The following is a 23,712-nucleotide window of genomic DNA, read 5'->3' as shown; positions in this document are numbered from 1 at the left end:
GAGAGGAGGAAGGAGAGCGGGGCAGAGGGAGGAGGGTGAAGAGGCAGGAGGGGGGAGAGGGAAGGGCCCCCGGGAGGGGCCGGTGCTCAGCCCTTGGTGCGGCGGACGTCGATGTTGCCGTAGCGGGTACGGGCGTGGACCTCGACGGTGTTCTCGGTCTCGTCGGGGCTGTCGGAGGCGGTGAGCGCGTTGCGCACCTGGCCCTTGGCCGAGCTGAGGTCCAGCCAGGCGGCCGTGCCCGAGCGGACGCCGATGTCGATGGCGCCGTAGTTGGTCTCCAGGTGCACGGTGCCGCGGACCACGTCGGCGACGCGCAGGGTGCCGTGGGCGGTGGTCGCGCTGACCGAACCCTCGGCGCGCTCGATGTCGATCGGCCCGTTGGCGCCGCTCACCTGCAGTTCGTCGGTGGCGGCCGCGACGGTCGTGCTGCCGTGGGAGTTCTTCAGGACGGCGGGGCCGTCCAGGAGGCCGGCGCGGATGCTGCCGGAGCTGGTGGTGATCTCCGCGTGGCCCTCGACGTGGTCCACCATGATCGAGCCGTGCGAGACGGACAGGAACAGGGGGCCCGTCGTGTCGAGCCGCACGTCGCCCACCGACGTCTTCACGCGGACCTGGCCGAGCCGGCCCTCGCTGATCACATGGGTCACCGAGCCGTTCGCGTCGACGTGCGACCCGGCGGGCAGCGCGACCGTCACGTCGACGCTGCCGCTGGGGCCGATCATGCGGCGTTCCTTCGTGCGGATGCCGAGAACCCCGTTCACGTAGCCGACCTCGGTCTGTTCGGCGGCCCGTACGTCCTTGTCGCGCTTCGGGTTGGCGGGCCGGACCTCGACGACGGTGTCGGCGCGGTCGCTCGCGGCGAACTGGAGGGAACCGGCGCCGATGTGCGCGTCGACCGAGATCGCTTCGGGAGTGTCGTAAGAAGGCATGGCTGTCCCGTCCTCTTGGGTCGGTGGGGCGTCCCCGCTGGTGGGACGTGGTGTGGGTGACGTGGAGCGGGTGCTGTGCTCTGGTGCTCTGGTGCGGGGTGCCGCTAGCGCGCCCAGCCCGTGAAGCTCTGTCCGACGGTGCGGCTCTTCTGCGGTGTTTTCGGTGCGGCGCCGCCGTCGACCGCGGCCGACACGGCCCGCACCAGCCACGCGTTGACCGACAGGCCCTCGCGGCTCGCGGCCTCCTCGGCGCGGGCCTTGAGGTGGGCCGGCAGTCGCAGGTTGACGCGGGCGGTGCCGCCCTCGTCGCTCTCGGCCAGGGCCTTGAACGACTCGGCGGGGGCGGCGGCCGGCTCCGCGGTGGTGTCGCCGTCGGCGGCCGGCAGCGTCACCACGAAGTCGGGGTCGAGTCCTCGCAGCCGTACGTCGACGGAGCCGGGGGCGAGCTCGCGGGTGATCTCGTCCATCGCGGCGGAGAGCACGTTGAGCATGGTCAGTCGGGTCGCCGACTCCAGGGGGGCGGTGAGCCGGTCGGCCAGCTCGCGGGCGTCGTCGCCCCCGGCTTCGGCGGCCACCGCGAGTTCCCGGCGGAGAGAGTCGACATACGGCGTGAGGTCCATGACGTCATAGTGGCACCACTTTGGCGCCATGCGCAAGCCTTTACGGGGAAGGGTTTGTCCCGCTCCTGGCTATACCGCCTCTGAACTGCTGAAACGTGATGGCGTCGCAGAATGTCAGGCTGGCGCCAAGGGGAGGTGGGGTGGGTGCGTGGCGGCGCAGTGGCACCAAATGGCGCCACCTGGCGCCATCAGGCATCAGCTGGTGCCACCTGGTGCCAGCTGATGCCAGGTGGCGCCGACGGGTCTCAGCCAGCGCCACCAGGTCTCACCAGGCCTCACCAGGTCTCATCAGGTCGCATCAGGTCTTCTCAGGTCTTCTCGGGCCTTCTCAGGTCCCACCCGTGCCGTCAGGGATCCAGTTGCCGTGGAACCCCACCGGCACCCGTACCGGAAGATGCACCCGGGCGACGGGCGGGCCGCCCAGATCCTGCGCGGCGAGGATCACGAGATCGCTGGCCCCGCGCTCGGCGTCGAACACGTATGCCAGCAGCCATCCGTCGTCCTCGGCAGCGCCGTTCGCGCCCGCGTCCGGCACGAACACGCCCTCGCCGACGTCGCAGCCCGCGGGGAACCGGTGTACCTCGCTGCCGCCCCGCTCCAGATCGAACTTCACGAGCCCCACGCCCAGCCGGTCCAGGTCCGGAGCCGGATCGGTGGGGGACAGGAGATGCCGGCGGGCGCGGTCGGCGCCGTACCCGTCGTCGGGTTCCAGGACCCCGTACCCGTACCGGTGCGCACCCGTGGCCCGCCGCGGGTCGACGCGCGGGAACTCCACGGCCCGCTCGTCGATGCCGTCCTCCCGCACCACCCCGGCGTCCAGATCCACGGTCCACCGCACGAGCCGCGGCGGCGTCTCGTCGGGCCCCTGGCTGCCGCGGCCCGCGAACACCCGGTCGTAGCGCACCAGATGAACCGTGATGAGCCCGGCCCCGTCCTCGTACGCGTTCATAGGGTGGAAGACGAAACACGGCTCGACCTCCAGCCACCGCACGTCCTCGGCCCGCCCCTCGCGCGGCAGCACGCCGAGCCGTGGCGGGCGCGCGGGATCCCAGACGTACGGCAGCGAGGACGGCGACGAGGCGAAGCCGGTGTCGAAGACCACGGGCAGGTCGTAGAGCAGCACGTACGACGCGGTGAGCGAGAAGTCGTGCATCATCGGGCGCCCGTCGACGGGAACGTCGACACTGCGCCGCACCCGCCCGTCGGCCCCCACCACCAGGTACTGCACATACGGATGAGCCCAGCAGTACGCCACCGCGTGCAGCTCCCCGCCCACCGGGTCGAGGGTGGTGTGCGCGGCGAACCCGCCCGGCAGCGTGCCCTGGAAGTCGTACGGTCCGAGGGTGTCGAGCGCGCCGTCCAGCTCGTACGGCAGCGGCCCGCCCTCGACCGTCGCCAAGTAGCGGCCCGCGAACCGCAGGATGTGCGTGTTCGGCGCGAAGTCCATGTCGAGGTGGCGTGGCCCGTGCACCGGTTTGTCCCCGAGGGCGGCCGCCATCGCGTCGCTGCGCACCCACCGGTTGCGGTACCACTCGGCCCGCCCGCCGCGCAGCCGCACCCCGTGCACCATGCCGGGGCCGCTGAACCAGTGGTGGGCGGCCGGGTCCTCGATGTTCAGCGGATTGGGCCCGTTGCGCAGGAACCTCCCCTCGAGGCCCTCGGGGATCCGCCCGCTGACGGGCAGGTCGTAGGCGGTGACCTCGTCCCGGACGGGAGCGAACACCCCCTGCAGATACGGGTTCCTCCGCTGCTCCTGATCGGCCATGACCACGGCCCTCTCGACGACGTGAACGCTGCCGTTCCCGCCCTCCACCATCCAGCGGTACGTGGTCCCGGTCGACCCCCAGGGCCTAGGTTGACCCCATGGGACTCCTCGACAAGCTGACCGGCACCAAGCACCCCGACGACGGCGTGGAACCGCGCTCCACCGCCGACGTGCGCGCGGCGCTGCTCGCCCTCAACGGCCCGGACGTCCCCTACGCGGTGCGGTACGGCCGTGACGCGGGGGACGACGACGCGGACCTGGTGGCCGAGTGGCGGGTCACGGAACCGACGTGGCACGGCTTCTTCTCGCGCACCGACGTCCGCCACGTCCTCAGGTTCCGGATGCGTCTGGTGCCCGACAAACACGAGGTCCGGGTGGTGGAGCAGCAGTTGGAGGTCACCTGGGTGCGCGGCGTCCCCACCCTCTCCGTCTCCGCCGAGGCGGGCCGCGGGCCGGGCCGCACGGTCTCGAAGCAGTGGACCCTCGGCCGCAACGACGAGGGCCGCATCGAGGCGACGGAGACCTTCAGCTTCGACAGCGCCGACCTGCGGGACCCGCTGCGGCAGGCGATTCTGGGGTCCGGGTGGACATGGCGCGGGGTGGTCATCGGGAAGCTCTGACCACCGCCCGGCCGCACGAGGACGAGAACGAGAACGAGGTCGTACGAGGACGAGGCCGTACGAGGTCGTACGAGAGAGCAGGAGAGACCCGCATGGCGATTCAGCGGATGGACAACGTGGGCATCGTCGTCGAGGACATGGACGCCGCCGTCGCATTCTTCGTGGAACTGGGCATGGAGTTGGAGGGCAGGACCGAGGTCGAGGGCCTCGTCCCCGACCGGTGCACCGGGCTCGACGGTGTCCACTGCGAGATCGCGATGCTCAGGAGCCCGGACGGCCACGGCCGCCTGGAGCTCTCGAAGTACCTCAGCCCCGAGGTGATCAAGGGGCCGCGCAACCCGCCGCACAACGTGCTGGGCATGCACCGCGTCATGTTCGCCGTCGACGACATCGAGGACACCGTCGCCCGGCTGCGCCCGCACGGCGCCGCACTCGTCGGACAGATCGCCCGGTACGAGGACAGCTTTCTGCTCTGCTATCTCCGCGCCCCGGAGGGCTTCATGGTCGGACTGGCCCAGCAGCTGGACTGACGGGCCAGGTCCCCGCTCCCGTCCGTCAGCCGAAGGCCTTCACGGCCTGGTAGTACGTCCACGCGGTCGAGTCGCACGAGGTCTTCGACACCCCGGAGTACCCGGCGCACACCCGCTTGAGGTCCGCGTACAGGGCGTCGTCGAGGCGCGACTTGTTGGCGCTGAAGGTGCCGGCCGCCTTGTAGTTGCGGTAACCGAAGTCGTGCCGCGCACAGGACATCTTGAAGGGGAAGCCCAGAGGGTTGTCGGGGGACGAACTGCAGTAGTCCGTCGACCAGTCGAAGGCGTACGCCGACCAGGCTGACTGGTTGTTGCGCGCCGACAGCCAGGTGTTGTAGCTGGTCGCGCTGGTCTGCGTCCAACTGCTCAGCACTTCGGCCTTGTCCGCCGGGGCGGCGGTGGCGGGCGAGGCGGCAAGGATGATTCCGGACACTGCGGTGGCGAGCAGGGTCGCGACGCGACGACGCATCTGAGTCCTCCAGCGGGCGGGCGCCGGGTGTCTCCCGGCGCGGCAGGCCCAAGACTGGAAGGACCGGTTATGCGAAAACTTCGCGGAGGATATACCGCGCTGTGCGCGGCGCGCCCCGGATCACCTGCCGGTGGTCCGGGGGAAGGGTCCCGATGTCAGCTGTCAGCTGTCAGCGGCGTTCGAGCTGCGTCCGGGCGGTGTCCCGCTTCTCCTGCCGGGCCCCGGAGTCGGGGGCGGGGCGCAGCGAGGTCAGCGGGGCGAGGGCGGCCAGCAGGGTGAGGGCCGCCACCGGGAGCAGGTCCAGGTTGACCGTGATCAGGGCGAACGCGACGAAGGTCAGGACCGGGGTGCGGACCGGGAGTCGCCGCGGGCGGGCGGTCGCCAGCAGCGTCAGGAGCGTCAGCAGGCCGCCCTGGAAGGCGAGCGGGCCGGCGAGCTGCAGCGGGGCGGGGAGCGGGGCGGCGTCCGAGAGGGCCGGGCTGAGGTCGCCGAGGATGACCCACAGGAAGCAGACGGCCCCCGAGAGACCGGCGACCATGGCGGTGTCGGCGACGGCGCGCCTTCGCGCGGTGGTCTCGGGGACCAGACGCCGCAGCGCCACGACTAAGGCGCCCAGGAGGACGAAAGCGCCCAGGAAACTCACGTGTCCGAGGTTCCACGCCAGGCCGGGACCGTGCTCCCCGTCCATGCCGTCGATCAGGCGCAGCACGCCGTACCAGAGCAGCAGGACGGGGATCAGGACGGCGAGGCGGCGGGGGGTGCGCGCTGTCTTTGTCATGGATCCACCGTCGCGGAGCGGGACACTCCGGACCATCGGGTTCAACCCTGACCACACCCGGAGGCGGGCCGTAGGGGAGCCCCGCGCGACCCATGGGCAGGGGTTCGCTGTCCGTGTCGCGCGCGGGTGTGTGGCCGCTGCATCTTCCTGCGGGGACGGGCCGGAGCGCGCCGTCACGGGCCGGACCTCCCGCGAACACCCCCTAGGGGACGGGCCGTCGGGCCCCTCGGGGGCCCCGGGGTCCGGGGGGTGAAAACTTCATGCCGAGCCTGTGAGGGGATCGGTTTCTGCGGAACTGGTGCGCGGCCACAATCGAGACGCACGGTGAACGCCGCTCGGCGTTCGCGCGAAAGGGGTCAGGAGGAGGCTTCCATGCCGGACGATGTCGACGGTCGCACCGTCGACCTATGGTCACTGGCTGAGGACGTGGTCGTCGAGCAGGGCGAGCGGGAGGGCGAGCTGGTGCTCGCGGGACCGTGGGGGAGAGAACGGGTCTCCGCCCCGCATCCCACGTTCGAAGAGGCCCTGCGCCGCATGGAGTTGGGCCCGGTGCGGCTCGCGAACCTCGAACCGGACCTCGAACCCGAGGCGGACGGGGCGCCGGGCACCGCGGGGCAGACGACGGCGGAGCACGGCGAAGGACCCTGTCTGCTGCTCCAGCTGGAGCGGCTGTCGCACCTCATCGTCCGGACCCTGGGCATCGACGATCTGAGCGGGCCACTGCTCTCGGCGATGCCGGTGTCCCCGGTCGCGCACTTCGCTCTCGCGCCGCTGCCGGGGCGGGAGTTGGTGCGGCTGCCGGGCGGGGTCTCGATCTCCGTCGGCCGCGACGGCGTCTGCGTACAGGCGCCCGACGCCTCGTACCGCGTACAGGTGCACCGCCCCGAAGCGGTGTGGGTGCTCGGGCTGCTGGTGTGGCCGGTCACCCCGGACCAGGCGTCGGCCGCGCTGGCGCTGCCCGCGGGGGTGACCGAGCGGATCCTGGCCTATCTCGCGGCGGCCGGCATGGCCACCAAGGCGGAGGACGACCGGCCGCGCCCGCAACTCCTCGACCGGGCCAGATCCGGCGAGCGGGCCTGACCCCTCGTCAGCACCCGCCACGGCGCGGCACCCGCCCGCACGGCACCCGCTACGGCAGCCACCCGCCCGCACGGCACCCGTTACGGCAGCCACCCGCCCGCACGGCACCCGCTACGGCAGCCACCCGCCCGCACGGCACCCGTTACGGCAGCCACCCGCCCGCACGGCACCCGCTACGGCAGCCACCCCGCGTCCCGGGCGATCCGGATCGCGTCCACCCGGTTGCGGGCCAGGAGCTTCGTCACCACCGAGGTGAGGTAGTTGCGCACCGTCCCGTGGGCCAGCTGAAGCTGCTTGGCGATCTCCCCGGCCTCCAGGCCCTCCGCCGCCAGCCGCAGCACCTCGGTCTCCCGCTCGGTCATCGGGTTCTCCGCCGCGCCCCACACGTCCAGGGCGAGCTGCGGGTCGATGACGCGCTGGCCGGCCACCACCCGGCGGATCGCGTCCGCCAGTTCGTGCGGCGGGGCGTCCTTGAGCAGATAGCCGTTGACCTGCGCGGTGAGCGCGCGGCGCACCGTGCCGGGGCGGCCCAGGCTGGTGAGGATCAGCGTCCGGCACTCGGGCAGCTTCTCCCGCAGCCGGGCCGCGGCGTTGAGGCCGTCGAGGCCCGGCAGGTCGATGTCGATGACCGCGACATCGGGGCGGCACGCGAGCGCGGTGGGCACGATCTCGTCGCCGCGCGCCAGTTCCGCGACCACCTCGAGGTCGCTCTCCAGGCTGAGCAGGGCGACCAGAGCGCCGCGCACCATGTGCATGTCCTCGGCCAGGAGGAGGCGGATGGCCACGTACGGATCTCCTTCGGAAGGTGGGCCGCTGCTCAGGCGGCCGGGGCCATGGCGTCGGCGGAGGACTGGCGACGTTCGGGGAAGGCGGGGGTCTCGGCGATGAGCCGGAAGGTGTCGTCGGGGCCGCGCTCGGTGCGCAGGTCCCCGGAGATCTCGCGCATCCTGGACGTGAGGTTGCCCAGGCCGCTGCCGCTGTGCGCGGACGGGTCCCGGTAGTCCGGCTGCGCGCCGTTGTTCTCCACGACCAGCCGGACCCGGCCACCCTCCTGCACGGCCTCGATCACACAGCTGTCGGCCTTGGAGTGCCGCAGCAGGTTGGTGATCGCCTCGCGCAGGACGGCCGCGAGGACGGTGCTGACCTGCTGGCTCATGCTGCCCTGCCGCAGCGTGACGCGGGTGTTGATGTCCGCGGCGACCAGCAGCCCCTCGGCGGCGTTGATCTCCTCCGCGAGGGACATGTCGCGCATGCCGCTGGCGACGGTGCGCACGTCGGCGAGCGACTGCCGGGAAATGGCGAGGACTTCGCGAATTTCCGTGAGAGCACGCTGTGAATTACCTGGGAGCAGACGGTGAATGAGCTCGCTCTTCAGCGTGATGGCGGAGAGGCTGTAGCCGAGAAGGTCGTGCAGGTCGCGGGCGAAGCGCAGCCGTTCCTTGGTGACGGCCATCCGGGCGAGCCGGCCCCGCGTGTCGTGCAGGACGTGCACCAGATCGGCGAGCCGGGTGAGGCCGAACACGATCACGCCGGTGAGCAGCGTGGACTGGCACAGATAGAAACTGTCCAGCAGCGACAGGCCGTTGAGGAGCGGAGGCAGCAGCATCGACAGGCCCACGGCCGCGTACGAGGGCCAGGCGATCCGGGCGGGCAGCAGGAGCAGCAGCGAACCGGCGAGAAAGCCGGCCATGCCGCCCCACTGAGCCTGGAAGAGCAGGATGGGTAAATAGGTGAGCAGGGTCTGGGCCCCCAGGGTGACGACCTTCTGCCACCTGGGGGCCCGGACCGCATCGGAGCGCGAGTGCCTGAGTTGCAGCCCGAAGATGGCGCACAGGCAGATCAGCGCCAACGCGCTCATGCCGACGCTCAGTTTGGCGGCGAGGACATTGAGCATGGCGATGACCAAAAAGCTGCACAGTGCGGCGAGCAGAATGGCTCGGGCGAGACGGGGTGCGGGAGGTTCGGAGTGCCCCAAGTGCGGCAAGTCGTCCGTCTGTTCCGGAAAATCGACGGGTCCGGCATTCGTGTGCTCCGGACCCTGCTGTGCCGATATCAATCTTCTGGCCCCCTCGCTCGCCCACGGGTCTAAGCGCACTGAGATCATAGGTCAAGGCAGGGCCGAGCGCTCCGATGTGGCGGGCTATACGAACACAGGTATGGGGTTCAGATCGGCGTAGCGCGTCGGCTCGGAGAGCCGTCCCTGAGCGACCGGGACATCGAAGAGCCGACCGTCCGCGAACCGTGGCCAGAAGTGACGCATCCCGGGCACGATCACCTTCACCACGGATAGCCGCAGGTCCGGACGTGTCTGATCGAGCACCAGCAGTTCCATGCCCCTTTCACGGACCAGTTCGGTGACCGCCGTCACATCGTCGCGCAGATCGGTGCGTGGCGTGAAGCGGTTGCGGAACACCGGGTCAGGCTCGGCATCCGGATCCGGAGCCAGATATGGCTGATTAGCGACGGTCGCTTTTCGCCACCAGCGCACCGGTTCCGGATCGGAGATGGCGTATTCGCTGCCGTTGCGCCCGGGAGCGACAGCGGGCAGCAACTGGCCCATTTCGGAGAGCGCCCTGCGCAGTGCGATCCGCGGGTCGAAGTGCGCGCCGAATCCGAACACGACTTCTTCCACAGGAGAGTCGATGCGCCGGGAGAGCGCGGCGACCACCGGGATGCCGAAGTCGGAGGTGAGATCGAGCGCCCACACCTCGCGTCCGGCCCGCCGGCAGCCGGCGCGCACCCGGTCGACGTAGGGGTCGTCCGCGCGGTCCAGGTCCACGGCCGGCTGGCGCAGCCGGTTGTACCACCACAGGGCCACGGCGTCCCGCTCCACCAGTTCCAGGAAACCCTGGAGCAGCGCGTCCTCGGGACTGCTGCCCGCGGCGTTGCCGTTGGAGTCGGCGGACAGGCCGTCGGGGGCCGGGCCCTGGCTGAAGTAGAGCATCGAAGTGGGCAGCAGCCGCTGGGTGTCGCCGGTCAGCGACCACACCGGCGTCCACTCGGTGGGGCGGTCCTCGTCGAACGGCTCGGGGACGTGGGTCAGCCAGGAGCCGGCCGCGTTCCACGTGTCCCGGTCGCGCACCTGCCGGTCGGCGTACAGCTGGCACTCGCGCGGATGCACGGCGACCGGCCCGAGCGCGCGGTAGCTGTCCACCACCACCGGTTCGTCGCCGTGCCGGGTGCCGCTGTAGCGCTCGACCGCCTCGCACAGCGCGCTGGTCCTGGCGTCGGTCTCGGTGACGCCCTTGCCGCCGCTGAGCGCGCGCAGGCCGGCCCGCAGGCCGGCCAGGGAGGCGGCGCCCATGGCCAGATTCTGGCCCGAGAGGTAGCACTCCATGAAGTCCGGGCAGTTACGGGCCCGGTTGATCTCCTTGATGATGCCGGTGACCGGATCGACCAGGTGGCCGTAGCGGTCGAGCATCTGCTGCGGGGTGAGCGCCCGGTGGCCGCCGGAGTCCTGTTCGGCCTTGGGCCTGGATGCCGGTACGAAGCGGGCGCGCACCTGCCGGGCGACCAGCTCCGGATCGCCGCAGACCGGGCACTGCGGCAGTGTCGCCACCGGGTGCGCGTCCGTGGTGAGCCGCAGCGTGTCCAGGACGTGCACCGCGCTCTGGCCGGGATTGCGGATCCCGGCCAGCCACTTCGCCGTCTCCAGCGCGGCCAGTTGGGCGGCCGCCGACGCCCCGGCGGGCAGCCCGGCGGCCGGCCTGCCGACCGGTCCTTCGAGCCCGAGGTGGCGCTGGAGCACCGCCTCGGAGCGGCGGTGCCCGCGGAGCCGGGGCGCGAGACAGGCCCAGCAGGGCCCGGCGTCCGGCCGGAACACCGGCCCCACCCACGGGTCGGCGCCGCCGGTGCGGGCCAGTAGCCAGGGCAGACCCTCGGCGCGCAGCGCGGCGTTGACGGGGCCGAGCGCCGGGTCGAGATAGTCCGCGCAGAGCACGAGGGCGAAGGCGGCCTCCTCGCCGGCCGCCGCGACCCGGATCCCGGACTCCGTCAACGCCGTGTGCAGCCGGGCCGGATCGGTGCCGGGCAGCGCCACCACCCGCACCTGGGCGGCCGCCACCTCGTGGGCGGCCCTGCCGCCGTCGAGCCCGGCGAGATCCCAGTACGCCTCGGCGTCGGGGAGCGCCGTGGCGTTGCGCAGCCGCAGCAGCCCCGCCGACTCCAGTGCGGCGAGGGCCGCCCCGGCCGCGGCGGGCTCCAGGGCCGAGGCGGCTTCGCGCAGCACCGCCTGCCGGTCCCTGGTCCCGTCGAGCAGGGGTGCGAGCACCTCCGCGGAGCGCCCCCGCAGCGCCGTGACACCGAGCTGGGAGAACAGGTAGGCGGCCTCCCCGGGCACCACCGTGACCTGAAAGTGGCTCTTGAAGCCGATGAACCCGGTGCTTGCGCCGTGTCTGCCCCCGGAGGTCATGCGACAGAGTCCACCAGCGCCGGAACGGCGAGCGCGTAGGTGACGGTGAACAGCACGCCGTCCTGGTCGGCCGGAACGTCCAGGTTCTCGATCACGAGCTGGGCGCCCGACGCCATGTCGGCCGGTATGTGCGAGAGCGTGGCGGGTTGTGCGGAGTTCGGGTTCATTCTGATCGACCCCTTCATCACAGTGACGACTCATTGAGTACGGGGAAGATTTTGCGAAGTCGGGGCAAGCGCACACAGTGCCGGAATCACCACCCTGGGGTGAACTTTTCATGCCGTGTCCCGAGCACGTCCCGGCATGTGCATTTTTCACGTCCCGGACCCTGACGGATGCACCCGCGGTTCGGTATCGACGCACTGGGCGCGGACCCCGCCGGCTTGGCACTCTCGCTACACCGGGGCTGGTCCCGGGGGAATCAGGCCAGTCGACCTGGATGGGAGCTGACAGCCGGTCATGTATGAGTTCTGTGTTCTCGGGCCCGTCGGAATGCGGTACGCAGGAGTGGAAGCCTCGCTCGGCGGCTGCAAGCAACGGACCATCCTGGCGACCCTCCTGCTGGCCGACGGCTGGGTCGTCTCCGATGCGGATCTCGGCTCGGTGCTCTGGGAGCGCAAGCCCCCGGCCACGTACCAGGCCCAGATCTACACCTACGCCTCGCGTCTGCGCGGTCACTTCGGCAACGGCGTCACGATCACCCGCTGCGGGCGCGGCTACCGGATCGAGCGGGCGGGCGCCCGCTTCGACCTGGAGGACTTCTACCGCCTGTCCAAGGAGGGCCAGACGCTGATGGGGGCCGGGGACGTGGCCGGCGCCGCGGCGCGCTTCCGCACCGCGCTCGACCTGTGGAGCGGCCCCACGCTCACCGGCGTCACCGATGCGCTGATCGACAACGAGCGGTCCCGTATCGACCTGGCCCGGATGGAGGTGCTGGAGAGCCGCATAGAGGCCGAGCTGCGCCTCGGCCGGCACCACGCGCTCGTCGGGGAGCTCTCCCAACTGGTCGCCGCGCACCCGCTGCGGGAGACCTTCCGGGCGAAGCTGATGATCGCCCTGCATCGGAGCGACCGGCAGGCGGAGGCGTTCGACACGTTCCGCGAGGGCTGCCGGCTGCTCCGCGACCAACTGGGGGTCGACCCCGGTCCCGCCCTGCGCGGAGCGCACCAGACGATCCTGGAGGAAGGGCTCGAGCCCGCCCTGCCGGGGAGGGGTGGGCTCATGGTCACCGCGTGAGGATCACCAGGAGCCCCGCCCCCGTGGCGCTGCGCCGCCCTTCAGGCGGCGAGCGCCGCCGTCGACGAACGGAGCAGCACCGGACCCGGATCCCCGTGCCTGCGGGCCACGGCCGCCGACAGGCCGGGGCCCAGAGGAAGGTCCTCGACGCGCCAGACGCCGCGGACCGCCGGGTCGGTGCAGGCCACGCTGACCTGGCCGTCCCGCTGGGGCGAGACGTCCAGACTGCGCAGCTCGGCCACGATCCCGATGCCGGCCGCCTTGAGGATCGCCTCCTTGCGGGTCCAGGAGCGCAGGAAGAACGCCTCCCGCTCCGGCTCGCTCCCGAGGGTGTCGAGAGCCGCCAACTCGCCCGCGGACAGGGCGACTTCGGCCATCCCGGCGAGGTCGAGCCCGCCGTGGACCTCCAGGTCGATGCCCACCTGGCCGCCCGCGGTGACCGCGAGCAGCCAGTACGCCCCGGACCGGGAGAGGCTGAAGTCGAGCCGGGTGGCGGGCGCGACGACCCGGGGCCGGCCGTGCGTGGCGTCGGCGCACCGCGGGCACGCGTGCCGGCCGAACCGGATCGCGGACGGCGGGCAGCCGAGGTACTGATCGGCCAGAATCCGGCGCACCGCGGCGTGCGCCCCCGCGTAGTGGCCGTCAAACGGCGCGCTGCGGCCCTGGTACGTGCGCAGTTCGGCGGCGTCGAGCAGCGCGACGTCGTCCGGGTCGGGGACGTCGGGAACCCGGCCGTGCCACACATGGACGGCATGACTGCGACCGAAGCGATCGACACCGTTGCCCGCGCCGGGCGTGTGCCGTGCGGTGATCATCCGGTGGTCTCCTTCCGTGCTGGCGGTAGGGCGTGTGCGTTGACGGCCTCGGGTACGCGCTCGCCTGCCGGGCCGGGCCGTGCCGGGCGGGCGTGTGCGGTGACGGGTGTGGGGTGGGGGTGGAGGGTGGTGCCGCGGTGGATGTCGTTGCCCGCGCCGGGCACGTGTCGTGCGGTGATCATCCGGTGGTCTCCTTCCGTGCTGGCGGTAGGGCGTGTGCGTTGACGGCCTCGGGTACGGGGGCGCCCGCCAGGGCGAGTCGTACCGAGTGGGCGGCCGCGGTGCCCGCCTTGATCTGGGCCTCGTGGGTGCTCGCGCCCAGGTGCGGGGTGACCACCACGTTCTCCAGTTCGAACAGCGGGGAGTCGGTGCAGGGTTCGGTCGCGAAGACGTCGAGTCCCGCGCCCGCCACGCGCCCTTCCTTCAGCGCCGCGTAGAGCTCGTTCTCGTCGATGACGCCGCCGCGCGAGGTGTTCACGATGCGCACGGACGGTTTCACCCGGTGCAGCGCGTCGAAGCCGATCAGGCCTGTGGTCGCGGGGGTGCGCGGTACGTGCACGGTGAGGAAGTCGGCCTGCTCCAGGACCTCGTCGAGGGGGAGCACCCGCACCCCGGCCGCGGCCGCGTCGGCCGCCGTCACCTGGGGGTCGTACCCCACCACCGCCATGCCGAAGGCGGCCATCCGCCGGGCGACGAGGCTGCCGATGCGGCCGAGCCCGATGACGCCGAGGACCTTGCCGGACAGCTCCACGCCCGTGAAGTGCGAGCGCTGCCACGCGCCGCCCTTCAACGCCGCGCCGGCCTGCGGGACATGACGGGCCGTCGCGAGCAGCAGCGCGCAGGCGAGTTCGGCGGCGCTCGTGGTGTTGGCGGACGGCGCGTTGGCCACGAGGACACCGGCCGCGGTGGCGGCCGCGACGTCCACGTTGTCCAGGCCGACCCCCGCGCGGGCGATGACCTTGAGCCGGGGAGCGGCGGCGACGGCCTCGCCGTCCATGCGGGTGGCGCTGCGGATCAGGATCGCGTCGGCGTGCGCCAGCGCCGCGAGCAGCGCGCCGCGGTCGGTGCCGTCGACGGACCGCACCTCGACGTCCGCGCCGAGCACGGCGACGGCGGCGGGCGACAACTCCTCGGCGAGCAGGACGACCGGACGCGCCGCGCCGGGACCCAGGGGATTGCTTGCCATGATCTGCCTCTCTGGAACGACCGCGATGAAGACGATGAAGACGGTGAAGACGGTGAAGGCGAAGAGGGGTTGATGCGGAAGGGCCAGGACCGGCTGGGGGATGTGCCGGTCCTGGCCCCGTTCCGTGGTGACGGAGTCCCGCGGACCCGTCAGCCGCTCGCCTTGAGCGTGCCGAGGTACGGATGCCAGAGGTGGTCCGGGTTGGCCTCGACCGCGGCGACCGCCTCCCGCATCGCGATGAGCGCCTTCGGCTCCTCGCCGTCGTACACGTCGCCCTGGAGCATCTTCAGGACGTCCTTGCGGTACCGCGGGTCCTGGACGAACGCGGTGAACAGGACGTTCAGCCGGTAGTAGATGGAGATGAACTCGTACCAGTACTTCACCGCACGGCGGATCTTGGTCTCGTACCCGCTGAACCGGTCCTTGCCGTAGTCGCCGGCCGCGTGCGCCGCGATGATGTCCTGCGAGGCGATGCGCGCGCTGTTCAGCGCCACACTGACCCCGCTGGAGAAGATCGGGTCCACGAAGCGGGCGGCGTCGCCGATCAGGACGTAGCGGTCGCCGGTGATCTCCTTCATCGAGTAGCTGTAGTCGCCCTCCGCCTTGAGCGGCCGCACCTGGCGGCAGCCCTTCAGCGCGTCGTACAGCTCGGGGCGGCTGCCCACGAACTCCCAGAAGAACTCGTCCAGATCGCCGCTGCCCTCCTTGAAGCGCTTCTTCTGGGTCACCACACCGATGCTCGTGATCTTGTCGGTGATCGGGATTTGCCAGACCCAGGAGTCCTTGATGGGCAGGAAGTGCACGTAGATGTGCTCGGCCTGGGCGGCCGAGGTGGACAGCGCCTCCCGGTCCAGGCCCTCGAACCAGGCGTGCACCGCGTACTGGTCGAAGACCGGGTCGGGCACCTTGGTCTTGAGCTGGCGGCCGAGCATCGTCTGCCGGCCGGACGCGTCCACGACCATCCCGACCGTGTACTCGACGGGCTTGCCCGCGATGCGGGTGCGGACCGTCACCTCGGGGTCGCCGAAGTCGACCCCGAGGACCCGGGCGCCGTTGATGACGGTCGCGCCCTGCTCCTGCGCGTGCCGCAGCAGGATCGAGTCGAAGCGCGAACGGTCCACGTGGTACGTGTAGTCGCGGTCCACGCCCTGCTGGTCGCGCTCCACGAACTGGATGTCCGCGGTCCAGTCGTGCTGGAGACCGCTGAAGCCGAGACGGGGGATGTCGCGGGACTCGGCCGAGGTCCAGGAGGCCCCGTACTTGCGCGGGAAGTCCGCCTCGTCGATCTTGTCGAGGGCGTCTATCTCCAGGAGCACCGGCGTGGTGGCCGGCACCAGGGACTCGCCGACGTGCGGGCGGGGGAACGTGTCGCTCTCGAAGACGATCACGGAGAGCCCGGCCCGCGCCAGGTACGAGGCGGCGGTCGAACCGGCAGGCCCGCCGCCGATCACGGCGATGTCGAAGTCGGTGGCGCTCATCGGACGGTCTCCTTGTCCAGCTCGCAGATCATGGCGGCTATCGAGGCGGCGTTCTTGAAGTTCTTCGCGTCGATCATGGCGGCGGGCACGGGGACGTCCCACTCGTTGAGGATGAACGACTGGAGCAGGGCGATCCGGAGGGAGTCGATGATCCCCCATTCGAGCAGCGGCGTACTCGCGTCCAGCTCACGGCCCTCGTCGGACCAGAGGAATTCGACCCGGATGAAGTCGAGGAGCCGGGTGGTCACGGCGTCGGTGTTCATGAGCGTCCTTTCGAAAGGGTGAGGTGCCGCCGGACCAGTTCCGGTCGGTCGATCTTTCCGTTGCGCGTTCTCGGCAGGTCGGGAAGGAGATGGATGTGGTCGGCGATCATGTAGCTGGGCAGCCGCTCCGCCAGGTGGCGGCGCAGCGCCAGGAGGCCGGGCCGGGCGCCGGCCGCCGGGACCACGAAGGCGACGAGCCGGGCGTCCATCCCCTCGCCCGCCACGACGACGGCCGTGGTCTCGACGTCCGCGTGCGCGTTGGCCGTGGTCTCGATCTCGCCGAGTTCGATCCGGTGGCCGCGGACCTTCACGGCGTGGTCGCGGCGGCCCACGTAGTCGAAGCCGCCGTCAGGGAGCACGGTGACGATGTCGCCGGTGGCGTACGCCTCCGACGCGGGGCCCCGGCCCCAGTAGCCGAGCATCACCGTCGGCCCGCTGACGACGAGTTCGCCCTGCTCGCCGGGGGCCGCGACGGCGCCGGTGTCGGTCCTGGCCCACACCTCGTCGCCGCTCGCGGCCCGGCCGATCGGCACCGGCCGCTCGCGTTCGAGGTCGGCCGGGACGACCTCGTGCCAGGTGCACACGTTGGTCTCCGTCGGCCCGTACAGATTGAGCAGCCGGGCGTCGGTCCACGCCGCGAGCCGGCGGACGTGGGCGATCGGGAACGGCTCGCCCGCGAAGAGCACCGCCCGCAGACCCTGCGGAGCGGGCCGGTCGAGCAGCCCGCCGCCGCGGATCATCAGGATCAGCGCCGAGGGCACCGAGTACCAGACGGTGATCGCCTCGCGGTGCAGGAACGCGACCAGTTCGCCCGGTGCGTAGGCCAGCGCCGCCGGGACGAGCCGGACCGAGGCGCCGACCGAGAAGGCGGCGTACAGGTCGAGGACCGAGAGGTCGAAGACCAGCGGCGCGTGGTTCGCGAAGCGGTCGTCGGGGCCCGCGCCGAGCAGCTCCACCGCCCAGTCCACGAACGCGCGGGCGTTGCGGTGGCTGATGCTGACGCCCTTCGGCGTCCCGGTGGAACCGGAGGTGTAGAGGATGAACGCGGGCTCGTCCGGCTTCGTCTCCGTGTGCACCGCCGGGGCGGGCGCCGCGCCGGTGGGCGCGGCGGCCTGCGCCAGGTCGAGCGCGGGGACGGTGCCGAGCACCGCGGTGACCTCCTTCAGCCGGTCCCCGGTCGCGCACACCACCCGCGCCGCGCAGTCCCCGGCGACGGTGACGATCCGGCCGACCGGCGCGGTCCCGTCCTGCGGTACGTAGACGGCGCCGAGCCGCAGCGCCGCCTGCATCGCCACGATGACCTCGGGCGACTTGTCGCCCCAGATGACCACGCGGTCGCCGCGGCCGACGCCCGCCGCGGCCAGCAGCCGGGCGAACTCGTCGGCGCCGCGGTCGAGTTCGCGGTAGGTCAGCTCGCGGCCCACGGCGGCGACGGCCGTGCGGTCCGGATGCTGTTGGGCGGAGCGGATGACCAGCTCGTGCAGGTTCACAGTCCTCTCTCCCTCGCTATGACGTTCCGGTGGATCTCCGTCGTGCCGGAGAAGAGCGTGCTCGGCACGGCGTCGCGCAACTGCTGCTCGATACCGGTCGAGGCGAGATAGCCGATGCCGCCGAAGACCTGCACGGCGTCCCGGGCGTTGGCGACCGCGGCCTCGGAGACCGCGACCTTGGCGAGCGACACGGCGCCCGCTCCCACGTCGCCCTGATCGGTCAGCCAGCAGGCCCGGTACAGGAGCAGCCGGGCCCCTTCGAGCCGCTCGGACATGACCGAGATCTTGTGCGAGACGGCCTGGAAGTCCGCCAGCCTGCGGCCGAACTGGCGGCGCGAGCGCACATGGGCGACGCACCGCTCCAGCTGGTAATTCATCACCCCGAGGTAGAGGGCGAAGAGACAGGCCCGCTCCCAGCCCATCGAGTGCTGGAAGATCATCCGGCCCTGGCCCTCGGTGCCGAGCAGGTACCGGGCGGGCACCCGCACCCCGTCGAAGGTGATCCGGCCGGCCGGGCAGCCGTGCAGGCCCATCTTCTCCATCGGCCCGCTGACGCTCAGCCCCGGCAGGTCGCGGGGGATCGCGAAGCCGCTGGTGCCGAGGAAGCCGGCCTCGGGCTGGGTGACCGCGTAGGTCACGATCACGTCGGACAGCGGGGCGTTGCTCGCGAACGACTTCACACCGTCGATCACGTACACGTCGCCGTCGCGCCGCGCGGTCATCTCCAGGCGGGCCGAGTCGGAGCCGGCCGAGTCCTCGGTGATCGCGTTGGAGGCGATCAGCGAACCGTCGGCCATGCCCTTGAGCAGCTGCCCGCGCACCTCGTCGCCGGCGAAGTCCCGGATCGGCACGGCGCAGGCCAGCAGATGGGCCGCGACACCGAAGGCGAGGCCCGTGTCGAGGCAGCCCTGGCCGAACGCCTCCAGGCACAGCGCCGTGTCGAGCGCGCCGAGCCCGCCGCCGCCGAACTCCTCGGGCAGACAGAGCCCGGTGAACCCCAGGTCCGCGGCCCTGCCCCAGTCGTCCCGGTCGAAGTGGTCGCCCGGGTCCGTACGCCGGCGCCCCGGCAGCTGTTCCTTGAGCGCGCTCAGCAGCCGGTCATGACGCTGCCTCTGCTCGCTCGTCAAGGCGAAGTCCACTGCCGTCCTCCTTTCCATAGGCGTCGAGTTCCGCGTCCGACAGCTCGTCGAGTTCGGCGCGGACCAGTTCCTCGATCAGGGCGGCCAGTTCGGCCACGGTGGGTCCCTCGAAGACGGCCCGGATCGGCAGGTCGATGTCGAAGGCGTCCTGGAGCGCGGCGACCAGCCGGATGGCGAGGATCGAGTTGCCGCCGGCCCGGAAGAAGCCGGTGTCCGCGCCCACCGGGACCGCGAGCAACTCCGCGAAGATCTCCGCGACGCGCTCCTCGACGATGCCGTCGGGGGCGACCAGCTCCTGGGGCTGCGAGGCCGGTCCGGGCAGCGCGGCCCGGTCGACCTTGCCGTTGGCGTTCAGCGGGATCGCGTCCAGCGCCGTGAACGAGACCGGCAGCATGTACTCGGGCAGCCGCTCGGCGCACAGCGTGTGCAGCGACCGCGCGTCGGGCGCCTGGCCCTCGGGTACGTAACAGACCCCGATCTGCCCCTGGTCCACGGTGGCCACGGCCTGCCTGACCTGCGGATGCTCGGTGACCACCGCGGCGATCTCGGCGAGTTCGATGCGGTAGCCGCGGATCTTGACCTGGGTGTCGGAGCGGCCGAGGAACTCCACCGCCCCGCCGTCCAGGACCCGCGCCAGGTCACCGGTCCGGTAGAGCCGCTCGCCCGGAATCCCGTACGGGTCCGGCACGAACTTCTCCGCGGTCAGTTCGGGACGGCCGGTGTAGCCGCGTCCGATTCCCGCGCCGCCGACGCAGAGTTCACCGACCGCGCCGATCGGCACGGGCCGCAGCCACGCGTCGAGCACATGCATCCGCACGCCCGGCAGCGGCCGTCCGATCGGTACCGTCTCGCGGCCGACCGGCGCCGTCAGCGGGTGGACGCAGGTGCCGACGGACGCCTCGGTCGGCCCGTACTCGTTGATCAGCCGGCCCGGTCCGAGGAGCGCGGCCCAGCGGTCGGCGAGCGCGACCGGCAGGGCCTCGCCCGCGACGACGATGCGGGCCGCGAGCCCGGCGATCCGCTCGTCCGCAAGCCCGGAGAGGATCTCCAGGTGGCCGGGGGTGAGCTTGAGGAACGCCAGCGGCGCGGCGGCGACCAGGCGGTCACCGAGCTCCGTCAGGTCCAGGTCCTGCGGCAGCAGCGTGGTCGGCCGGCCCGCGAGCAGGCCCGCCCACAGGTTGGGGACGCCGAGGTCGAAGGCGACGGAGGTGAAGACCGCGGCGCCGCCCGGCGCCGCGAGCGCCAACTCCGCGACCGCCCAGCTCAGATGGCCGGTCAGACCGGCCTGCGTGATCTCGACACCCTTGGGGCGGCCGGTGGAACCTGAGGTGTAGATGACGTACGCGAGCCGCTCGGGATCGGCGGAGCGCGCCGGCCGGTCGTCGCCCGCGTCCGGCACGTGCGGCGGGACCGTGGTGATCCCGTCGAGGCCGCCGGAGTCGGACACCAGGAGCGTGGCCCCGGCGTCCGTGAGCATGTACCGGATCCGCTCGGCGGGGGTGCCCGGCTCGATCGGCAGATACGCGGCCCCCGCCTTCCACACACCGAGCAGCGCGGCCATCAGGTCGGCGCCGCGGTCGACGAGGACACCCACCACCGTGTCGGTGCCGGCGCCGAGCTGTTGGAGCCGGTGGGCGATCCGGTTGGCCCGGACGTCGAGTTCGCCGTACGTGACCTCGCCCTGCCCGGTGCGCAGCGCGACCGCGCCGGGGGTGGCGTCGGCCTGCCGCTCGAAGCGGCCCGGGGCGTCGAGCGTGTACGCGGGCGCGGCGGTGGCGCTCCAGCGCAGCAGCTCGTCGCGCTCGGCCGGCGGCAGCACGTCCACCTCGTCGAGGCGGGCGGCCGGCGCGGACGACGCCTCCTGGAGCAGCAGCACCAGCTGGTCCGCCATCCGCTCGACCGTGTCCCGGTCGAACAGCGAGGTCGCGTACTCCAGACCACCGGACATCCCGCCGTCGGCGCGGCGCCGCAGATACAGCGTCAGATCGGTCTTCGCGATCCGGGACACCTCGATCAGCGTCGCGAAGTCCGCCCCGTCGGCGGCCGATCCGGTCAGCTCCTCGTCGTGCAGGTCGAAGGCGACCTGGTAGAGCGGGGTGCGGGCGGAGTCGCGCTCGGGCGCCAGGTCGGCGACCAACTGCTCGAAGGGCAGCTCCTGATGGGCGAAGGCCTCCCGGCACACGTCCCTGACCCGCTCGACGGCCGCGGTGAACGACAGACCGCGCTCCAGACCGAGCCGCAGCACCAGGCTGTTGAGGAAGAAGCCGACGACGCCCTCGGTCCCGGGCCGGTCGCGGCCCGCCACCGGGGTGCCGAGGACCACGTCCCACTGACCGGTCTGCCGGGCGAGCAGCGTGGCGAACCCGGTGAGCAGCGTCATGAACGGGCTGGCGCCGTGACGCCGGCCGATCTCGGTGAGCGCCTCGGTGACCTCGGGCGACAGCTCGACGGGCACCATCGCGCCCTTGGCGTCCCGCACCCGGGGCCGCGGCCGGTCGGCCCGCAGCTCCAGCGGGGCCGCGCCGGACAGCGTGCGCCGCCAGTGCGTGAGCTCCCGCTCGACGGTCTCGGGCGTGATCCGCTCGCGCTGCCACGACGCGAAGTCCGCGTACTGCACCGGCAGAGCGGCGAGCCGGGGTGCCCGGCCCGTGCGCAGGGCGTCGAGGATCTCGGTGAACTCCCGCTCCAGGACGGAGGAGGACCAGCCGTCGCAGATGATGTGGTGCACGGAGAGCATCAGGACCTGTCGGCCACCGGGCGCGGGATCGCGGGCGAGCAGCGCGCGGGCCAGCGGGCCGCCGTCGAGGTCGAAGCCGCGGTCCAGCTCCCGGTCGAGCACGCCGGGCAGCTTGTGCCCGGCCACGTCGACGGCGGTCAGCTCCAGCGAACCCGTCGGCCGGATCAGCTGCATCGGCTCGCCGTCCCGGACGACGAAGGCGGTGCGCAGCGCCTCGTGCCGCTCGACGAGACCGTCGAGGGCGGCGCCGATCTCGGCCGCGTCGGCCCCGTCCGGCACCGGGAGGAACAGCGCGGACACCCACTCGCGGCTGCGCGGCTGCATCCGGTCGACGACCCACAGCCGCCGCTGGCCGAAGGAGAGCGGCAGCGGGCCGGTGCGGGGCAGCGGCACGAGGCCGTCCCCGGCCTGCTCCGCCGGGCCGTCCTGCTGCTCGTCCGAGCCGTCGAGCAGCCGCGCCTGGTCCGCGATGGTCGTCGCGTTCAGCAGATCCGCGAGGGCCAGGTCCCGGCCCGTCGCCTTGCGCAGCCGGTTCACCAGCCGTGTGAACTGGAGCGAGGTGCCGCCGAGTTGGTAGAAGTCGGCGTCGGCGGCGATGTCGTCGGTCTTGAACAGCTTGCGCCAGACCTCGGCCACGGTCTCCTCGGCCGCGGACGCCTGTCGCGCGGGCGCGGCCGCGAAGGGGGGCGCCGGCAGCGCCGCGTGGTCCAGCTTGCCGTTCGGCGTGGTCGGGAAGCGCTCGACGGCGATCAGCACCGAGGGCACATGGGTGGCGGGCAGCCGCTCGCCGAGATACTCGCGCAGCCCGTCCGGCACCGCGGCGGCCCGCACATAGGCGGCCAGCGCGGTCCCGCCGGCCGGGGTGGCGACCGCGACGACCGCGGCGCCGGCGATCGCCGGGTGGCTCTCCAGCGCGTACTCGATCTCGCCCGGCTCCATGCGGACGCCGTTGACCTTGACCTGGCGGTCGATCCGCCCGAGGTACTCCAGGCTGCCGTCGGCGCGCACCCGTACCCGGTCACCGGTGCGGTACAGCCGCGCCCCGGCCGGCCCCGACGGGTCGGGCACGAAGCGCTCGGCCGTCAGATCGGCGCGGCCGAGATAGCCGCGCGCCACACCCGGTCCGCCCGCGAACAGCTCACCCTCGTCGGCCGGCCGGCCGTCCGCGTCGAGCACGAGGACCCGCATGCCGGTGATCGGCCGGCCGATCGGGACGGGCCCGGTCTGCTGCGCGGGGTCGAAGCGGTGGGCGGTGATGTCGATGGAGCACTCGGTCGGCCCGTAGGTGTTCCACACCGCGAGCTCGCCCGGGGCCAGCGCCAGCGCCCTGCGCACCTGCTCGGCGTGGAGCGGCTCACCGGCGCAGCACAGCGCCCGCAGCGCCCCGCAGCGCTCCCAGCCGTCCACTTCGAGCAGCTCGTGCAGGACGGAGGGCACCACCTGGAGGACGCTCACGCCCTCGTCGGCGACGGCCTTCAGCAGCGCGGCGGGCTCCCGCTCGGCGCCGTCCGGGGCGAGCACGACCGTGCCGCCGACGATCAGCGGCGCGAAGATCTCCCAGCCGGCCGCGTCGAAGGTCACCGGCGTCTTCTGCAGCACCCGGTCGGCGGCGGTCAGCGCGAGTTCCCCGACCGCCCACCGGACCCGGTTCGCGAGGCCCGCGTGGTCGACGACGACACCCTTGGGGTGCCCGGTCGAACCCGAGGTGTGCATGACGTACGCGGCGCCGTGCGGTGCGACGGCGACCCGCTCGAACGTGCCGGCCGGGGCGAGGTCGTCGGTGTGCACCGGCTTGGCACCGGCCGCCGTGACCAGGTCGTGCCGGGCGGTGTCGGTGACGACCAGGCCGAGTCCGGTCCGCTCGACCAGGCCGGCGAGGCGGGCCTGTGGGTGGCCCGGGTCCAGGGGCAGATAGCAGGCGCCCGCCCGCCACACGGCGAGCAGCGCGACCACGAGGTCGACGCCGCGGGGCAGCAGCACGCCCACCGGCTGGTCGGGTGCCGCGCCACGGGTGACGAGGCGATGGGCCAAGGCATCGGCTCTGGCGTCCAGTTCGGCGTAGGTCAGCTGGCTGCCGGCCGCGGCCACAGCCGGCCGGTCCGGGGTCAGCGCGACCTGCCGGGCCACCAGCTCGGGGAGGAGCATCGGGGCACTCATGACAGGTTC

The 23,712-nt window shown here is 72.3% G+C and carries 20 protein-coding genes and 1 pseudogene; 4 read left to right on the top strand and 17 right to left on the bottom strand.

What is annotated here, in order from left to right; genetic code table 11:
- Nucleotides 1-86 precede the first annotated feature (86 nt).
- The 3 genes from J3486_RS23035 to J3486_RS23025 form a co-directional block, all read right to left on the bottom strand.
- Nucleotides 87-929, bottom strand: coding sequence for a DUF4097 family beta strand repeat-containing protein (locus tag J3486_RS23035; RefSeq protein WP_207823221.1), 843 nt, complete (start codon nucleotides 927-929; stop codon nucleotides 87-89).
- Nucleotides 930-1,033: 104 nt separating this feature from the next.
- Nucleotides 1,034-1,549, bottom strand: coding sequence for a toxin-antitoxin system HicB family antitoxin (locus J3486_RS23030; RefSeq protein ID WP_207823220.1), 516 nt, complete (start codon nucleotides 1,547-1,549; stop codon nucleotides 1,034-1,036).
- Nucleotides 1,550-1,877: 328 nt separating this feature from the next.
- On the bottom strand, nucleotides 1,878-3,365 hold the full coding sequence (locus J3486_RS23025) for a carotenoid oxygenase family protein (protein WP_229378434.1): 1,488 nt from the start codon (nucleotides 3,363-3,365) through the stop codon (nucleotides 1,878-1,880).
- 47 nt (nucleotides 3,366-3,412) lie between these two features.
- On the opposite strand from J3486_RS23025, the gene J3486_RS23020 reads away from it, so the two are divergent.
- Nucleotides 3,413-3,934 (top strand): hypothetical protein, encoded by a 522-nt coding sequence (locus tag J3486_RS23020; RefSeq protein ID WP_207823218.1) that lies wholly within the window; start codon nucleotides 3,413-3,415, stop codon nucleotides 3,932-3,934.
- 92 nt (nucleotides 3,935-4,026) lie between these two features.
- On the top strand, nucleotides 4,027-4,464 hold the full coding sequence (locus tag J3486_RS23015; protein ID WP_207823217.1) for a VOC family protein: 438 nt from the start codon (nucleotides 4,027-4,029) through the stop codon (nucleotides 4,462-4,464).
- A 25-nt stretch (nucleotides 4,465-4,489) separates the two neighbouring features.
- Here J3486_RS23015 and J3486_RS23010 read toward each other — a convergent pair whose 3' ends face one another.
- Both J3486_RS23010 and J3486_RS23005 read right to left on the bottom strand, forming a co-directional pair.
- Entirely contained in the window at nucleotides 4,490-4,933 is a 444-nt protein-coding gene (locus J3486_RS23010) for a phospholipase (protein WP_207823215.1), read from the bottom strand.
- Between the two features lie 169 nt (nucleotides 4,934-5,102).
- A complete protein-coding gene (locus J3486_RS23005) occupies nucleotides 5,103-5,711 on the bottom strand; it encodes a hypothetical protein (protein WP_229378433.1) in 609 nt (202 codons plus the stop codon).
- A gap of 372 nt (nucleotides 5,712-6,083) precedes the next feature.
- On the opposite strand from J3486_RS23005, the gene J3486_RS23000 reads away from it, so the two are divergent.
- The gene (locus J3486_RS23000; protein WP_207823210.1) at nucleotides 6,084-6,791 is read left to right on the top strand and encodes an NADH oxidase; all 708 of its coding nucleotides are present in this window, start codon (nucleotides 6,084-6,086) and stop codon (nucleotides 6,789-6,791) included.
- A 173-nt stretch (nucleotides 6,792-6,964) separates the two neighbouring features.
- On the opposite strand, the gene J3486_RS22995 is transcribed toward J3486_RS23000, so the two are convergent.
- The 4 genes from J3486_RS22995 to J3486_RS22980 form a co-directional block, all read right to left on the bottom strand.
- Nucleotides 6,965-7,576: a response regulator transcription factor gene (locus tag J3486_RS22995; RefSeq protein WP_207823208.1), complete on the bottom strand. Its 612-nt coding sequence runs from the start codon at nucleotides 7,574-7,576 to the stop codon at nucleotides 6,965-6,967.
- A gap of 32 nt (nucleotides 7,577-7,608) precedes the next feature.
- A complete protein-coding gene (locus tag J3486_RS22990) occupies nucleotides 7,609-8,685 on the bottom strand; it encodes a sensor histidine kinase (RefSeq protein WP_207823206.1) in 1,077 nt (358 codons plus the stop codon).
- A 246-nt stretch (nucleotides 8,686-8,931) separates the two neighbouring features.
- Nucleotides 8,932-11,202, bottom strand: a complete 2,271-nt coding sequence (locus tag J3486_RS22985; RefSeq protein WP_207823205.1) for a TOMM precursor leader peptide-binding protein — start codon at nucleotides 11,200-11,202, stop codon at nucleotides 8,932-8,934.
- On the bottom strand, nucleotides 11,199-11,369 hold the full coding sequence (locus J3486_RS22980) for a hypothetical protein (RefSeq protein ID WP_207823202.1): 171 nt from the start codon (nucleotides 11,367-11,369) through the stop codon (nucleotides 11,199-11,201). The genes J3486_RS22985 and J3486_RS22980 overlap by 4 nt, the downstream gene beginning before the upstream one ends.
- A 340-nt stretch (nucleotides 11,370-11,709) precedes the next feature.
- Between J3486_RS22980 and J3486_RS22975 the strand changes: the two genes are divergently transcribed.
- On the top strand, nucleotides 11,710-12,438 hold the full coding sequence (locus J3486_RS22975; RefSeq protein WP_307804901.1) for an AfsR/SARP family transcriptional regulator: 729 nt from the start codon (nucleotides 11,710-11,712) through the stop codon (nucleotides 12,436-12,438).
- Between the two features lie 41 nt (nucleotides 12,439-12,479).
- Here J3486_RS22975 and J3486_RS22970 read toward each other — a convergent pair whose 3' ends face one another.
- The 8 genes and pseudogenes from J3486_RS22970 to J3486_RS22935 form a co-directional block, all read right to left on the bottom strand.
- A complete protein-coding gene (locus tag J3486_RS22970; protein ID WP_207823197.1) occupies nucleotides 12,480-13,253 on the bottom strand; it encodes a 4'-phosphopantetheinyl transferase superfamily protein in 774 nt (257 codons plus the stop codon).
- Nucleotides 13,250-13,435, bottom strand: coding sequence for a hypothetical protein (locus J3486_RS22965; protein ID WP_207823195.1), 186 nt, complete (start codon nucleotides 13,433-13,435; stop codon nucleotides 13,250-13,252). Before J3486_RS22965 ends, J3486_RS22970 begins: the two co-directional genes overlap by 4 nt.
- Nucleotides 13,436-13,473: 38 nt before the next feature.
- Nucleotides 13,474-14,439, bottom strand: a pseudogene (locus tag J3486_RS22960) (hydroxyacid dehydrogenase); the annotation flags it as partial.
- Nucleotides 14,440-14,588: 149 nt separating this feature from the next.
- Nucleotides 14,589-15,917, bottom strand: a complete 1,329-nt coding sequence (locus tag J3486_RS22955; RefSeq protein WP_207823192.1) for an NAD(P)/FAD-dependent oxidoreductase — start codon at nucleotides 15,915-15,917, stop codon at nucleotides 14,589-14,591.
- Nucleotides 15,914-16,180, bottom strand: a complete 267-nt coding sequence (locus J3486_RS22950; RefSeq protein ID WP_207823190.1) for an acyl carrier protein — start codon at nucleotides 16,178-16,180, stop codon at nucleotides 15,914-15,916. Before J3486_RS22950 ends, J3486_RS22955 begins: the two co-directional genes overlap by 4 nt.
- Nucleotides 16,177-17,670, bottom strand: a complete 1,494-nt coding sequence (locus J3486_RS22945) for an amino acid adenylation domain-containing protein (protein ID WP_207823188.1) — start codon at nucleotides 17,668-17,670, stop codon at nucleotides 16,177-16,179. Before J3486_RS22945 ends, J3486_RS22950 begins: the two co-directional genes overlap by 4 nt.
- Nucleotides 17,667-18,809 carry an acyl-CoA dehydrogenase family protein gene (locus J3486_RS22940; RefSeq protein WP_207823186.1) on the bottom strand — a complete coding sequence of 381 codons (1,143 nt, stop codon included), beginning with the start codon at nucleotides 18,807-18,809 and terminating at the stop codon, nucleotides 17,667-17,669. Before J3486_RS22940 ends, J3486_RS22945 begins: the two co-directional genes overlap by 4 nt.
- Nucleotides 18,769-23,703, bottom strand: a complete 4,935-nt coding sequence (locus tag J3486_RS22935) for a non-ribosomal peptide synthetase (RefSeq protein WP_207823183.1) — start codon at nucleotides 23,701-23,703, stop codon at nucleotides 18,769-18,771. The genes J3486_RS22940 and J3486_RS22935 overlap by 41 nt, the downstream gene beginning before the upstream one ends.
- Between the last annotated feature and the right edge of the window lie 9 nt (nucleotides 23,704-23,712).

The organism is Streptomyces sp. VRA16 Mangrove soil, from assembly GCF_017377775.1.
Lineage (GTDB): Bacteria > Actinomycetota > Actinomycetes > Streptomycetales > Streptomycetaceae > Streptomyces.
This window is presented reverse-complemented; position numbering and strand designations above follow the sequence as displayed.